The 14492-nt window shown below is 67.1% G+C and carries 12 protein-coding genes; 7 read left to right on the top strand and 5 right to left on the bottom strand.

The genetic code is table 11. From position 1 onward, the window contains the following. The first annotated feature begins 184 nt into the window (after positions 1–184). From D7T59_RS10375 to D7T59_RS10365, 3 genes are all read left to right on the top strand, one after another. Positions 185–1663 carry a DNA-3-methyladenine glycosylase 2 family protein gene (locus D7T59_RS10375; protein WP_180852223.1) on the top strand — a complete coding sequence of 493 codons (1479 nt, stop codon included), beginning with the start codon at positions 185–187 and terminating at the stop codon, positions 1661–1663. Beyond that, complete coding sequence (locus tag D7T59_RS10370; protein WP_164138289.1) at positions 1660–2151, top strand: methylated-DNA--[protein]-cysteine S-methyltransferase; 492 nt, start codon at positions 1660–1662, stop codon at positions 2149–2151. The genes D7T59_RS10375 and D7T59_RS10370 overlap by 4 nt, the downstream gene beginning before the upstream one ends. Positions 2152–2571: 420 nt before the next feature. After that, positions 2572–3822, top strand: coding sequence for an alkaline phosphatase family protein (locus tag D7T59_RS10365; RefSeq protein WP_180852221.1), 1251 nt, complete (start codon positions 2572–2574; stop codon positions 3820–3822). Between the two features lie 132 nt (positions 3823–3954). Here D7T59_RS10365 and D7T59_RS10360 read toward each other — a convergent pair whose 3' ends face one another. Beyond that, the gene (locus D7T59_RS10360) at positions 3955–4134 is read right to left on the bottom strand and encodes a 30S ribosomal protein THX (protein ID WP_004150462.1); all 180 of its coding nucleotides are present in this window, start codon (positions 4132–4134) and stop codon (positions 3955–3957) included. Positions 4135–4244: 110 nt separating this feature from the next. Further along, positions 4245–4658 carry a MerC domain-containing protein gene (locus D7T59_RS10355; protein WP_008264835.1) on the bottom strand — a complete coding sequence of 138 codons (414 nt, stop codon included), beginning with the start codon at positions 4656–4658 and terminating at the stop codon, positions 4245–4247. A gap of 135 nt (positions 4659–4793) precedes the next feature. Here D7T59_RS10355 and D7T59_RS10350 point away from each other — a divergent pair, with 135 nt between their 5' ends. The 4 genes from D7T59_RS10350 to D7T59_RS10335 all read left to right on the top strand — a co-directional run bounded on the left by D7T59_RS10350 (position 4794) and on the right by D7T59_RS10335 (position 10602). After that, complete coding sequence (locus D7T59_RS10350) at positions 4794–6998, top strand: TonB-dependent receptor (RefSeq protein ID WP_180852219.1); 2205 nt, start codon at positions 4794–4796, stop codon at positions 6996–6998. 193 nt (positions 6999–7191) lie between these two features. Continuing rightward, positions 7192–7758 (top strand): TetR/AcrR family transcriptional regulator, encoded by a 567-nt coding sequence (locus D7T59_RS10345; protein WP_010483118.1) that lies wholly within the window; start codon positions 7192–7194, stop codon positions 7756–7758. Then, positions 7758–9431, top strand: coding sequence for an MFS transporter (locus tag D7T59_RS10340; protein WP_180852217.1), 1674 nt, complete (start codon positions 7758–7760; stop codon positions 9429–9431). The genes D7T59_RS10345 and D7T59_RS10340 overlap by 1 nt, the downstream gene beginning before the upstream one ends. Before the next feature lie 10 nt (positions 9432–9441). Then, positions 9442–10602 (top strand): HlyD family secretion protein, encoded by a 1161-nt coding sequence (locus D7T59_RS10335; protein ID WP_180852215.1) that lies wholly within the window; start codon positions 9442–9444, stop codon positions 10600–10602. A 92-nt stretch (positions 10603–10694) separates the two neighbouring features. Here D7T59_RS10335 and D7T59_RS10330 read toward each other — a convergent pair whose 3' ends face one another. The 3 genes from D7T59_RS10330 to D7T59_RS10320 form a co-directional block, all read right to left on the bottom strand. Next, the gene (locus D7T59_RS10330; protein WP_004150412.1) at positions 10695–11186 is read right to left on the bottom strand and encodes a Fur family transcriptional regulator; all 492 of its coding nucleotides are present in this window, start codon (positions 11184–11186) and stop codon (positions 10695–10697) included. Between the two features lie 34 nt (positions 11187–11220). Continuing rightward, positions 11221–12624 (bottom strand): glutamate--tRNA ligase, encoded by a 1404-nt coding sequence (gltX, locus tag D7T59_RS10325; protein ID WP_180852213.1) that lies wholly within the window; start codon positions 12622–12624, stop codon positions 11221–11223. 153 nt (positions 12625–12777) lie between these two features. Next, positions 12778–14370, bottom strand: coding sequence for a M20/M25/M40 family metallo-hydrolase (locus D7T59_RS10320; protein WP_180852212.1), 1593 nt, complete (start codon positions 14368–14370; stop codon positions 12778–12780). Positions 14371–14492: the final 122 nt, after the last annotated feature.

Genomic DNA, 14492 nt, shown 5'->3' with positions numbered 1-14492 from the left:
TCCCCCCCCCCCCCCCCCCCCCCCCCCCCCCCCCCCCCCCCCCCCCCCCCCCCCCCGCAGGAAGCTGCTGTTGCTGTTGCTCTGGCCTCGGCGGGTGCAGGGCTGCAAGCCCTGCCAGAACCCCTCCAGCATCCATGTCCGAATCCGGCGAGTATCCCTGCCCGCACCCGCCTAGACTGGCGCCATGGACACCGCCCTTGCCCTCGACACCGCCGCCTGCGACCGCGCCCGCCTGGCCCGCGACGCACGCTTCGACGGCGTGTTCTTCACCGCCGTGCGCAGCACCGGCATCTACTGCCGCCCTGTCTGCCCGGCGCCGCCGCCGAAGCCGCGCAACATCACCTACTACCCGAGCGCCGCTGCCGCCGCTGCAGCCGGCTACCGGCCGTGCCTGCGCTGCCGCCCCGAGCTGGCACCGCAGGCCCAGCAGACATTGGCCGGGCAGACCGTGCAGCGCGCACTGGCCCTGATCCATGGCGGCTTCCTGCAGGAGCAGCCGGTAGCCGGCCTCGCAGAGAAGATCGGCCTCAGCGCGCGCCAGCTGCAGCGCCTGTTCGTCGAACATCTGGGCGCAACGCCAGCGCAGATCCACGCCACCCATCGGCTGCTGCTGGCCAAGCAGCTGCTGACCGAGACCACGCTGCCGGTGACCGACGTCGCGCTGGCCGCCGGCTACAACAGTCTCCGCCGTTTCAACACGGCCTTCCTGCAGGGCTGCGGCATGGCGCCAACCGCGCTGCGCCGCCAGCACCAGCCGTTGGCAGCCGATGATGGCGGCCTGGTGCTGCGCCTGGTGTATCGCCCGCCGCTGGATTTCCCACGCATGCTGGCGTTCCTGCGCAAGCGCAGCCTGCCCGGTATCGAACTGATCGGCGAGGACAGCTACCAGCGCGTGCTGGGCACGCCGGAGCGCCCCACCCTGCTGCGCATCACCGCCGACCCGAAACGCCCGGAGCTGCGTCTGCAGCTGGGCGCGGTGGATCCGCGCCTGATCCCCGACATCGTGCGCCGCGTGCGTCGCGTGTTCGATCTGGATGCCGACCTGCAGCAGGTCCATGCCGCGCTGGGCGAAGAACCGTTGCTGGCGCGTGGCATCGCCGAACGCCCCGGGCTGCGCGTTCCGGGCGGCTGGGACGGTTTTGAGGTGGGCGTACGCGCCGTGCTCGGCCAGCAGGTCAGCGTGGCCGCGGCCACGACCTTTGCGCGGCGTCTGGTGGATGCGTACGGTGCGCACCTGCCGGGCATGCCATCGGAATTCGATCGCCAGTTCCCTGCGCCCGAGGTACTGGCCGAGGCGCCACTGGAATCGATCGGCCTGCCGCGCAGCCGCGCCGCCACCGTGCGTGCGCTGGCCACCGCCTGCGCCAGCGGCCAGCTCGACTTCGGGCCCGGCCAGGCACTGGAGGAGTTCGTTGCGCGCTGCGTTGCGCTGCCCGGCATCGGTCCCTGGACCGCGCAGTACATCGCTCTTCGCGGACTCGGCCAGCCCGACGCCTTCCCCGCCGGCGACCTGGTGCTGCAGCAGGTGCTCGGCCACGCACAGGGCCAGCGCCTGAGCGAACGCGCGACCGAAGCCCGCTCGCAACCGTGGCGCCCGTGGCGCGCCTATGCCGTACTGCACCTGTGGCACCTGTCCGGCACTTTCGTTGGAGAACCGACATGACCCTGTTGTTCGATCGTTTCGACAGCCCGATCGGCGTGCTGACCATCGCCGGTGACGAGCGCGGTCTTTCGCATGTGCTGTTCCCGGAGAACCGCCACCCCGCGCGCGGGCGTGATGGCTGGCATTACGCACCGGATGCCTTGCCGGAAGCGCGCGACCAGCTGTTGCAGTTCCTGCACGGCGAGCGCAACAGCTTTGACCTTGTGCTGGCGCCACGTGGCACGCCGTTCCAGCTGCGGGTGTGGCAGGCACTGGCGCTGATCCCGTTCGGCCAGACCTGGAGTTACCTGCAGCTGGCGCAGCACCTGGGCCAACCCAGTGCGACCCGCGCGGTGGGCGCGGCCAACGGCCGCAATCCGCTGCCGATCATCCTGCCCTGCCACCGCGTGATCGGCAGCAACGGCGCGCTGACCGGCTTCGGCGGCGGGCTGGAAACCAAGGCCGCGCTGTTGCGGCTGGAACAACGCCAGGCACCGCTGTTCGCCTGAGAGGGCTGGCCGGGCTGCGCCCGGCACCCGCAGAGGCTAGAGCAACAGCAACAGCGGGCTTCCTACGCGGATGCAGGGTGGGTCCGGTTGCAGGGGACGCTGCAAGTACGTCCCTGTAAGCTCGGTCGCGCCATCCATGGCGCTCACGCCCCTGCAACCGGACCCACCCCGCCTTCGACAGGTTCCTGCAATCTGTCTGAACGTCATTCTGCGCGACTATTGGTAGGTGTCGACCTTGGTCGACACGGTAGATCCACGCCATGCGTGGATGGAAGCATCAGGAATATGTCTGGAGAAAAACCCCCTTCTTGTTGAAGGGGGCGCGCCGACAGGCCCTGGGATAAGGAAAAATGCGCGGACACGGCGAGCGATAGCGCAACGTGTCTTGGGCACGTCATTGCCGCCGCTTATGATGTTGCGATGACTTCCGTACGCCTGACCTGCGCGCTGGCGCTGCTGCTGCCATTGGCCGCCTGCACCACCGCACCCGCCCCTTCCGCCTCTGTTCCCATGCCTGTCGTTTCGGCCGCGCCGCCGAGGCTGCTGCTGATCTCCATCGACGGCCTGCGCGCCGATGCACTGGACCGCGGCCTGACCCCGAACCTGCAGCGACTGATCGACGGCGGCGTCCGCGCGCGCTGGATGACGCCTTCGTACCCGTCGCTGACCTTCCCCAACCACTACACCCTCGTCACCGGCCTGCGCCCGGACCACCACGGCATCGTCAACAACAGCATGGACGACGCCAGCCTGGGCCGTTTCGAACTGAGCAACCGCGAAGCGGTCACCACCAGTGGCTGGTGGGGCGGTGAACCGATCTGGGTCGGCGCAGAGAACGTCGGCGTGCGTACCGCCACCACCTCATGGCCGGGCAGCGAGTCGGAAATCCGCGGCGTGCGCCCGAGCCAGTGGCGCGTCTATGACGGCCAGGAGCCGCTGGAGCAGCGCGCCGGCATCGTGCTCGACTGGCTTGCACAGACCGACGCCGATGCGCCGCGACTGACCACGCTGTACATGGAACACGTGGACAAGGCCGGCCATCACTACGGCCCGGATTCGAAGCAGTACGCCGACGCCATCGTGCGTGCCGACCAGATCATCGGGCAGGTGCTGGACGGCCTGCAGCAGCGTGGGCTGGCATCGACCACCAACGTGATCGTCGTGTCTGACCATGGGATGGCCAGCGTGGCCGATGGCCACGTGATCGCGACCGAATCGATGGTCGATCCGGCCATCGCGCGCAATGTCAGCCAGGGCCAATCCGTAGGGTTCGCCCCTCTGCCGGGCCGTGAAACGGATGCCGAGCGCGCCCTGCTTGGCCGCCATGCACATTACGAATGCTGGAAGAAGGAGAACCTGCCACCGCGCTGGCATTACGGCACGCACCCGAGGGTTCCGGCCATCGTCTGCGCCATGGATGAAGGCTGGGATGCGCTGCACCGCGAAAAGATCGCCAAGCGCGCCAAGCAGGACCGGGGTTCGCATGGCTACGACAACGCGCTGCCGTCCATGCGTGCGGTGTTCGTGGCCGGTGGCCCGTCGTTCCGCCAGGGCCTGGTGATCGAGGGCTTCGACAACGTGGATGTCTACCCGCTGCTGGCCCATCTGCTGCAGGTACCGGCAGCACCGAACGACGGAAATCCGGAAACGCTGAAGCAGACCCTGCGCTGACTTCCCTGTAGAGCCGAGCATGGGCTCGACTGCATTGCGCCAGCCGAGCATGGGCTCGGCTCTACAAAAACGTGCATAAAAAAACGCGGCGCCAGGCGCCGCGTTTTTCCTTGAACCGGTCGTTCGGCCGGATCAGGCCTTGGCGACGGCCTTCTTCGCCACAGCCTTCTTCGCCGGAGCCTTGGCCACGGTCTTCTTGGCAACCGGAGCGGCGGCGCCTACGGCGACCTTGCTCGCGGTGTGCGAACGGGCGTTGCCGTAGCTGGCGTTGTAGCGCTTGCCCTTGGCGGTCTTGCGGTCACCCTTACCCATGTCTTCAACTCCTCAAATGTGAAATCTGGTTACCCCGTACTGACACGGGTTCGGCGGGGCCGCCTTGCTGGGCGCCCCCGCGCACGATCGAAAATCCTATCACGGAGCGCCTAGTGCGCGCAGCTGGCGTCGTGCACGTGACCGTGGTTGAGGCGCAGGTTGACCAGGTGCGCGACGCCAACCAACAGGCCGCCGATGGTCATCACCACCGCGTGCGGCACCGCGTTGTGATGCAACGGGTCGTACAGCACGCCCGCCCACAGCGCGACCAGGCCGGGAATCAGGAAGCCCAGCGCGCGCAACGCACCATGGCGTCGGTAGCCCCAGACCAGGCTGAACAGGCCCAGCAGGGTCACGAACACCACCAGTGCCTGCTCCACGCCGTCGCTCAACCAGAACGACAGGCCCAGCGACGGCGCCGCCGCCAGCAGCACGGGGATCACCGCGCAGTGCACCGCGCACAGCATCGAACCAGTAGCACCGAAACGGTCGAGCAGGTGGCGCAGGCGTGAGGACAGGGACATGACTTCCAGCAGGGTCGGCGAATCGTTATGGAATAATATAACATCCATTCCCGACCCGCACGGTTTCCCTCCCCCTGTCCCGCTGACGGGATTCGTGCGCCCTGCGATTGATATACAGTAACAAAGGACTTCTTCATGCCCGCCCACACCCCGCGGCTCAAGCCGCATTCCCTGGCCTTGGCCCTCGCCACCCTGCTGCCGTCCGTCGCTTTTGCAGCCGGCCAGGACACCTCGCATCGTGACCGCCACCTGACTGAACTGTCGTCGGTGCAGGTCACGGCCTCGCCGCTGCAGGGCGATGCCGAGTCCCTGGCGCGCCCGGTGGACGTGCTGGCCGGTGAGCGCCTGGACGAGCAGAAGGCCGGCACCCTCGGCGATACCGTAGCCAAGCTGCCCGGCGTGCAGAGCACCTTCTTCGGCCCCGGCGTCGGCCGCCCGATCATCCGCGGCCAGGAAGGCCCGCGCGTGGCCGTGCTGTCCAACGGCATGGGCAACATGGATGCCTCCACCGTCAGTGCCGACCATGCCACCAGCATCGAGCCGTTCCTGGCCGACCAGATTGAAGTGCTGAAGGGACCGGCCACGCTGCTGTTCGGCAGCGGCGCCATCGGCGGTGCGGTCAATGTGGTCGATGGCCGCATCGCGCGCGAGCTGCCGGAGCGTCCGCTCAGCGGTCGCGCCGAGCTGCGCGGCAATTCGGTGAACAACGAGCGGAGCGGCATGTTCCGCCTCGATGGCGTCAGCGGCAATGTCGTGCTGCACGTGGATGGCCTCGTCCGCAACGGCGACGACTACCGCATTCCCGGCTATGCAGTGATCGACAGCCTTGAAGACCATCACGATCACGACCATGACCACGCGGGCGAGGAAGGCGAAGAGCCGCGCCGCGGCCGCCTCGACAACAGCTCGATCCGCACCCGCGCCGGCGGCGTCGGCGCGACCTGGCTGGGCGACGGCGGCTACTTCGGCGTATCGGCCAGCACCTATCGCACCAACTACGGCATTCCCAATGGTGCGCACGTGCACGCCGATGGCGATGATCATGGCCATGACCACGGCCACGACCATGGCGATGAAGAGGAAGGCGGTGACGAGCATGACGTGCGCATCGACATGGTGCAGAACCGCTTCGAGACCAAGGCCGGCATCTACAACCCGGTTTCGTTCCTGAAGAACATCAACGCACGCGTGGCCTACACCGACTACGAACACGTGGAGCTGGAAGCCGGCACGCCGTCCACCCGCTTCACCAACCGTGGCATCGAGGCGCGCCTGGAAGCCGTGCAGCAGCAGATCGGCGGCTGGGACGGCGCCTTCGGCCTGCAGTTCGGCAACAGTGATTTCGGTGCCAAGGGCGAAGAGGCGTTCGTTCCGGATACCGGCACGAAGAACATCGGCCTGTTCGTGCTGCAGGAAAAGCAGTTCGGCCCGTTCAAGCTGGAACTGGGCGGCCGCCACGACCAGGTCAAGCTGGACCCGACCGGTGACTACCGTCGCCGCACCTTCGGCGCCACCAACCTGTCTGCGGCCGGCATCTGGAAGCTCAACGACACCGTCGACCTGCGCATCGGCGTGGACAGCTCCGAGCGTGCACCGACCAACGAAGAGCTGTATGCCGCCGGCGCGCATATCGCCACCCGCTCGCTGGAAATCGGCGACGCCAACCTGAAGACCGAGCGCGGCCAGCGCGTGGAACTGGGTATCCACACCCACAGCGAACGCCTGGACTTCTCCGCGTCGGTCTACCAGACCAAATTCAAGGACTTCATCTACCTGGCCGACACCGGCGTCACCGAGGGCCTGCCCGTTCGTGCGTGGACCCAGCAGGACGCGGTGTTCCGCGGTGCCGAAGCCGAAGCGCTGGTGCACCTGTTCGAAGGCGGGGCCGGTGACTGGGACCTGCGCCTGTTCGGCGACTACGTGAAGGCCAAGCTGGATGGCAGCGGCAGCCGCAACCTGGACATCGCCGTGCCGCATGGCGACCACAACCACAACTACAGCGTGGAGCTGGCCAACACCGGCTACCTGCCGCGCATTGCTCCGGCCCGCGTCGGCGCCGACCTGCGCTGGTCGAAGGACGGTTGGCGCGCCTCGGTCGGTGCGGTGCGTTACAGCCGCCAGAAGGACGTCGCGCAGAACGAGGAGCCGAGCAACGGCTACACCCTGGTCGACGCGCATCTGGCCTACCGCTGGGATCGCAACGCGAGCAACAGCTATGAGGTGTTCCTGGATGGCAGCAACCTGACCAACCGCGAAGTGCGCCCGCATACCTCGCTGCTGCGCGACTACTCGCCGCTGCCGGGCCGTGGTGTCGCTTTCGGCATCCGCGCGTTCTTCTGACTCTCCCCCATCCACGCATGGCGTGGATCTTCCGACCGATCGGGGTCGGATCCCTCGGGGGCCTTCGGGCCCCCGCTTTCGTTCCGGTCCACGCCATCACATATCCGTCACAAAGATGTGCGTACGACAACAAGCGGACAATCCCGTCACTCAAAGTCTCGTCAACCGGACACTTATGTCCGAAAATAAACCCATGACCGCCCAACGTGCCGATGCCGCTGCCCGCCGCGCCCTCATCCTCGACGCCGCCGATCATGTCTTCGGCCAACACGGTGTCACCGCCCCGCTGGACCTGGTGGTCGAACGTGCCCAGGTAGGCCGGGCCACCCTGTACCGCAATTTTCCCGACCGCACCGCGCTGATCCAGGCGCTGCTGCAACGTACGGTCGACCGCATCCGACGCCAGGTCGAACAGCTCGGCGACCGCGACGACGCTCTGTTCGAAGTGTTCGAGGGCATGGCCCAGCGCATCATCGATTCGCCTGCCCTCGCCGATTACTGGCGCGCGGTGGATTCGGACGTGCCGGCCATGCGCACCGCGCGCGAGACCGTGCGCGACCTGCTGGAAGCGCCGATCGCCCGTGCCAAGGCCGCTGGCCTGTGCCGGGCCGACCTGGAAAAGACGGATATTTCACTGATCTCGGGCATGCTGGGCGCAGCCCTGCGCGGCAAGACCCGCGACGAGCGCGCCCACCTGGCCGGGCGCGCCCTGCAGCTGCTGCGCGGGGGTCTCCAGGGAGCAACCAGCGAGGCCCGCTGATGGTCCAGCCGTATCTGAAGCCGGTTCCGGATTGGGAGGAGCACGAGAAGCCGACCATGCCCGGTTCGGCTTCGATGCCCTGGCATCCCCCCTATCGACGCGCGGCCTATGCACTGGTGTCGCTGCTGGTGGCGATCACCGGCGGTCTCGGCAATGCGCTGGTCACCGCCAACCTGCCCTTCCTGCAGGGCCAGCTGGCATTGACTCCGACCCAGGGCAGCTGGCTGGTGGCGGCCTATGCAATGGTCAACGTCACGGCCAACCTGCTGGCCTTCAAGTTCCGCCAGCAGTACGGCATCCGCCTGTTCGCGGAGATCGGGCTGGGCCTGTATGCGGTGCTGGCGGTGCTGCACCTGTTCGTCGGCAGCTTCGAGACCACGATGCTGACCCGTGCCGCCAGCGGCTTCGCTGGCGCGGCCTGTTCGACCCTGGGCACGCTGTACATGCTGCAGGCGCTGCCGCGGCGGTTCACCGGCAATCTGCTGGTGGTCGGCGTAGGCCTTTCGCAGCTGGCGGTGCCGATCGCCTGGATCGTTTCGCCAGGCCTGGTCGATACCGGCCAGTGGCACCAGCTGTACTCGTTTGAAGCCGGGCTGGCACTGTGCGCGTTCGCGGCAGTGGTGGTGCTGAAGCTGCCGCCCGGCATCCAGGTGAAGGCCTTCGAGCCATTGGACTTCCTCACCTTCGCCCTGCTTGCGCCAGCCGTCGCGCTGCTGGTGATCGTGCTGGCGCAGGGCTATACCCGCTGGTGGCTCAACACGCCATGGCTGGGCTGGGCGCTGGTCGCCTCGATCGTACTGTCCACCACCGCCTTCATCATCGAACACTACCGGCGCAATCCGCTGCTGCAGATCCGCTGGCTGTCGAAGCTTCCGGTGCTGCATTTCATCGTCGGCGCGTTCCTGATCCGCTTCCTCACCACCGAGCAGTCCTACGGCGTGGTCAACCTGATGCGCACGCTGGGCATGGGCCCGGACCAGATGCGCCCGCTGTTCGTGGTGATACTCGCAGGTGTGGTCACCGGCATCGCCGGTGCCTCGCTGACGTTCGGCCCGAAGCGGTTGATCGCCCAGCTGCTGATGGCGATCCTGCTGCTCGGCGCTGCCGCCTTCTTCGACCAGCACCGCACCAGCATGGACCGGCCGCACGACTTCTACGTCAGCCAGTTCCTGGCGTCTGTCGGCGCCGGCATGTTCATGGGGCCGCTGATCATGCTCGGCATTTCCGCCGCACTGAAACAGGGCGTGGACCACATGATCACCTTCCTGGTGACGCTGTCGATCACGCAGACGCTGGGTGGCCTGGCTGGCTCGGCGGTGCTGGGCACCTTCCAGCTGCACCGCGAGCAGTTGTACTCCAGCGCGCTGACCAGCCAGCTCGACCCGGCCGATCCTGTGGTGGCGCAGCGCCTGCGCATCCAACAGCAACTGTATGTCGCACAGATCACCGACCCGGTGCTGCGCAGCGCGCAGGGCAGCGCGCAGCTGGCGCAGACCACGCGCCGCGAAGCCAACGTGCGCGGCTTCAACGACGTGTTCACCCTGAGCGGCTGGCTGGCGATCGGCTTCCTGTGCTGGTTGCTGCTGCTGTCGCTGCGCACCGCCGTGCTCAAGCAATGGCGCAAGCGTCATCCCACCTCCCCTGCCGTGGCCACGCCGGCCGCATCCCGCTGAGTCCTTCCTCATGCCTCCCGTCCCGCCCCGCCCTGACGATACCGACGCCGACAACGTCACCCCACCGCCACCGACCGATGCGGCGCCAGCGCCCACGCCGGCTGCACCGGCGGCCGCGCCGAAGTACCTCAAGCCCAGCGCGCGCAGCGTGGTGGTGATGGTGGTGGTGGCCTTGCTGGGCATTGCGCTGATCCTGCGCGCCTGGCACCTGTGGCCCTTCACCAGCAGCGTGATGGTGACTGACAACGCCTATGTGCGCGGACAGATCACGGTGATGGCGCCGCAGGTGAACGGCTACGTGACCGAAGTGCTGGTGAAGGACTTCCAGCACGTGAAGCAGGGCGAACCGCTGCTGCGCATCGATGACCGCATCTATGCGCAGCGTGTCGCGCAGGCGCAGGCGACGCTGGACAGCGCGCGTGCTGCGCTGGCCAACTCCGACCAGTCGCAGGCGCAGAACCGTGCGCAGATCGCCTCGGCGCACGCAACGTTGTCGGCCGGCCAGGCCGAACTGCAGCGTTCACGCAATGAATTGAAACGCTACGAGGAACTGGCGGCGCAGCAGCTGGTGTCAGTCAACGACCGCGACAAGTTCCGCACCACCCAGGCGTCGGCACAGGCCAGCGTGCAGCAGTCGCAGGCGCAGATCCGCATCGCCGAGGAAACGCTGGTATCGACCCAGGTGGCGCGCAAGAGCCTGGAGGCGCAGGTGGAGAGCGCGCAGGCACAGCTGGAACTGGCGCGCATCGACCTGGCCAATACCGTGATCCATGCGCCGCGCGACGGACAGATCAGCGAAGCCAGCGTGCGCGTGGGCCAGTACGTCGCCGCCGGTTCGCAGCTGCTGTTCCTGGTGCCCGACACGCTGTGGGTGGTGGCCAACTACAAGGAAAGCCAGACCTGGGGAATGGCCATCGGCCAGCCGGCCTCGTTCTCGGTGGACGCATTCCAGGGCCAGGTGCTGCGGGGCCGCGTGCAGGAAATCGCCCCGGCCACCGGATCGGAATTCAGCGTACTGCGCCCGGACAATGCCAGCGGCAACTTCACCAAGGTGGTGCAACGGTTGCCGGTGCGGATATCGATCAATGAAGGCCAGACGTTGGCCGCGCAGCTGCGGCCCGGCATGTCGGTGATCGTGAGGGTGGATACCGCAAGCAAGCCGATGGACTAGCCTTGTCATGAAACGGGGTCAGATCCCTTTGCCAATGGCAAAGGGATCTGACCCGGCTCCTGTGCCGGCCAGCGGCCGGCACTACCGTTGCGTTACCCGGCGCAGCGCGCGCAGAGCCCGTGGACTTCCAGGGTCTGTGCCTGCGGTTGGAAGCCGAGTTCCTTGGCCCGCTTCTCCAGCTGGGTGACGATCTCGCGGTCTTCCAGTTCCACTGCACTGTGGCAGCTGTTGCAGATCAGGAACGGCACCGAGTGCGCGGCGCTGCTGGGATGGTGGCAGGCCACGAAGGCATTGACCGATTCCAGCTTGTGCACGAAGCCATTGGCCATCAGGAAGTCGAGCGCGCGGTAGACGGTGGGCGGGGCGTCAGCGCCCACGCCCTTGCCGTTGCGCACCCATTCCAGCAGTTCATAGGCCTTGACCGGCTTGCCGGCCTCGGCGATCAGCTTCAGCACATTGGCGCGGATCGGAGTCAGGCGCAGCCCGCGTTCGCGCGAGACGCGCTCGACCACCGCCACGAAATCCGATGCGTCATGGACGTGGTGGTGCGGGGCCGTACAGGCAGTGGCGGTCTTGGCGGGCATGCGTGTTCTCCGGTTCGGGCCTGGCAAGGATGCCTCAGGCCGTTGCTACCTTGGTGATGGCCACATCAATGCGTTTCAAGGCCTGCTCGCGGCCGGCCAGGTACACGGTATGGGAAATGTCAGGGCTGACCTGGGTGCCGGTGATGGCCACGCGCAGCGGCTGGGCGACCTTGCCCATGCCGATCTCCAGCGCCGCGGCGGCATCGTGCAGGGCCACGCCCACCGACTCGGCGGTCCATTCCGGCAGGGCTGCCAGCAGCTCGCGGGCCTTGCCCAGCGCCACCTCGGCACCGGCCTTGAAGTGCTTGGCCACGGCGGCTTCGTCGTACTCGGTCAGCGGCTGGTACCAGACCACGGCCTTTTCGGCCATTTCCTTCAGGGTCTGCACGCGTTCACGCAGGGCGATCACCACGTCCTCCGGGGCCGGGCCGGCGGCCACGTCCAGGCCCAGCTTCTGCAGCTGGTAGACCAGGTGCGGCACGATCGCGGACACATCCTCGGTCTTCAGGAAGTGCTGGTTGACCCAGCCCAGCTTGGCCATGTCCAGGCGCGAGGCCTTGGAATTGCAGTCCTTCACATCGAACAGGTCGATCAGCTCCTGGCGGCTGAACAGTTCCTGGTCACCGTGCGACCAGCCCAGGCGGGCCAGGTAGCTCAGCAGCGCATCGGGCAGGTAGCCGGCGTCCTTGTACTGCATCACGTCGGCCGCGCCGGTGCGCTTGGACAGCTTGGCGCCCTGCTCGTCCAGGATCATCGGCATGTGGCCGAACTTCGGCACCGGCGCACCGATGCCCTCGTACAGGTTGATCTGGCGCGGGGTGTTGTTGATGTGGTCGTCGCCGCGGATGACCTCGGTGATGCCCATGTCCCAGTCGTCCACCACCACCGCGAAGTTGTAGGTGGGGTAGCCGTCCGGGCGGAAGATGACCATGTCATCCAGCTCGCTGTTGGCGATCTCGATGCGGCCCTTGATCAGGTCGTCGAACACCACCGTGCCTTCCAGCGGGTTCTTGAAGCGGATGACGCGATTCGGGTCGTCCTTGCGCGGCAGGCCCAGTTCGCGCGCGGCGCCGTTGTAGCGCGGCTTCTCCTGCCTGGCCATGGCGGCCTCGCGCATCGCGTCCAGCTCTTCGCGGGTTTCGTAGGCGTAGTACGCCTTGCCGTCGGCCACCAGCTGTTCGGCCACTTCCAGGTAACGGGCGACGCGGTCGGTCTGGTAGATCGGGCCGACGTCGTAGTCCAGGCCCAGCCAGTCCATCGCCTCCAGGATCGCGTCGATCGCGCCCTGGGTGCTGCGTTCACGGTCGGTGTCCTCGATGCGCAGCACGAACTCGCCGCCACGGTGGCGGGCCTCCAGCCAGCAGTACAGCGCAGTGCGGGCACCACCGATGTGCAGGTAGCCGGTGGGACTGGGGGCGAAGCGGGTGCGGCAGGTCATGGACGGCTCGGGGAACGGGAATTCCCCGATTTTAACAGCCCTCCGCCGCCGACGGAAAAAGGGGACGGAGGGGATTAAGTCGCGATTGCCCAGCCGCTGGGCCTGCAACCGGGAAACGGAGGGGAGAAACGACTTAATCCCCTCCGTCCCCTTTTACGGCTCTACCTTGCGCGGGAAGGACTGCTCACGCATCGCGGCGTTGTAGGCGAACGAGGCGACGATGGCGGCGGCCTGCTTCAGGTCTTCCGGCTCGGCGTGGTCCCAGGTGTCCAGGTGGCTGTGGTGGACATTGGTGAAGTAGTCCAGCCGGTCCTGGATGAACTGGAAGCCCGGCAGGCCGATGCGGTCGAAGCTGATGTGGTCGGTGCTGCCCGTGTTGCGGGTGGCCACGGTGGTAGCGCCCACGTCATGGAACGGCGCCAGCCACGCCTCGAAGATCGGCATCGCTGCCAGGTTTTCCTGCGCGTAGATGCCCCGGAAGCGGCCCGAGCCGTTGTCCATGTTGAAGTAGACCTGGAACCTGCTGTAGTCGCGTGTCTTCTGCAGCGCGCCGGTCGGCTCGCGCAGCGAGGCCGGCAGCGCCTTCTGCGCCGGGTCGCTCGGTTCCGGGAACTGGCCGAAATGCTTGGCCACATAGGCCTGCGAGCCGATCAGGCCCTGTTCCTCACCGCTCCACAGCGCCACCCGGATGGTGCGCCTGGGCTTGGCGCCGGTGGCCTTGAGGATCCGCATCGCCTCCATCATCACCGCCACGCCGGCGGCATTGTCGGCCGCACCGGTACCGCTGTGCCAGGAGTCCAGGTGCGCGCCGATCATCACCACTTCATCGGGCTTGCTGCTGCCGCGGATCTCGGCCAGCGTGTTGTAGCCGGGCTGGTCGGCCTCGTCGGTGAAACGCGCGGCCACATCCACGCGCAGGCGCACGGTCTGCTTGGCCTCCAGCGCGCGCACCAGCGGATTGAAATGCTCGCTGATCATCGCCAGCTCGGGGATGCCCACCGACTCACCGGCCTTGCGCGAACCACCGCCAGCAACGCGGATGATGCCGTTGTCCCAGCTGCTGATGCTGATCGAGGCCAGTGCGCCCTCTTCGACGAAGAACGCATTGACCTTGGCCGCCAGCTGCTGGCGTTCCTGGTATTCCTTGACCCGCTTGGCGCGCTCGGCGGTAGCGTCCTTGTCCTTCGGCAGGGTGAACTCCTGCAGCCCCTCGAGCGAGGTCGCGTCGTGGCGGTGCGAATCCGGCTCGGTGCCGCGCTTGTACTCACGCGCCTCGCCCAGCAGCAGGATCCTGCCGCGCAGCTTGCCGCGGTACTTCTCGATGTCTTCGGGCTTCTTGATCTCGACCTGCACCAGCTCGCCTTCGACCGGGCCCTTGGTGCCCGGCGTCCAGGCCTTCGGCAGCGCATGCAGCGGCTGCACGCGGTCACCCAGCATTTCCACGCTGGCCGAGGTGAACTCCCAGCCACGGCCGAAATCATCGAAGGCTTCGTCGTGGACGTTGTCCAGCTTCCATTCGTTGAACTTGCCGCGGGTCCAGGCGTTGGCGCGCCCCATCGCCGGCGAGTTGGTCAGGCGCGGGCCGATGCGCTCGGTGAGATAACTGAAGGTATCCATCACCTGCGAACGATGGAAGGCCTCCTGGCGGATGCGGCTGACCATGTCCAGGTCCACCGTCTCGCGCTGCTGCGCCCCTGCATTGCCACCCATCACCAGCGCTGCGGCCAGCACGCCCCACTTCAACACATCGCACCCCTGCCCTTCGGCTCGATCATCAACCCATCGAGTCTAGCCAGCAGGGGCGCGGCGATACCGTCCCATCGGTCATGGGCAGCAGTAGATCCACGCCATGCGTGGATGAACAGCCG

It is taken from the genome of Stenotrophomonas maltophilia (genome assembly GCF_013464915.1).
Classification (GTDB): Bacteria; Pseudomonadota; Gammaproteobacteria; order Xanthomonadales; family Xanthomonadaceae; genus Stenotrophomonas; species Stenotrophomonas maltophilia_AT.
Note: the sequence above shows the minus strand (reverse complement) of the source record. Positions and strands in the feature narration are given on the sequence as shown.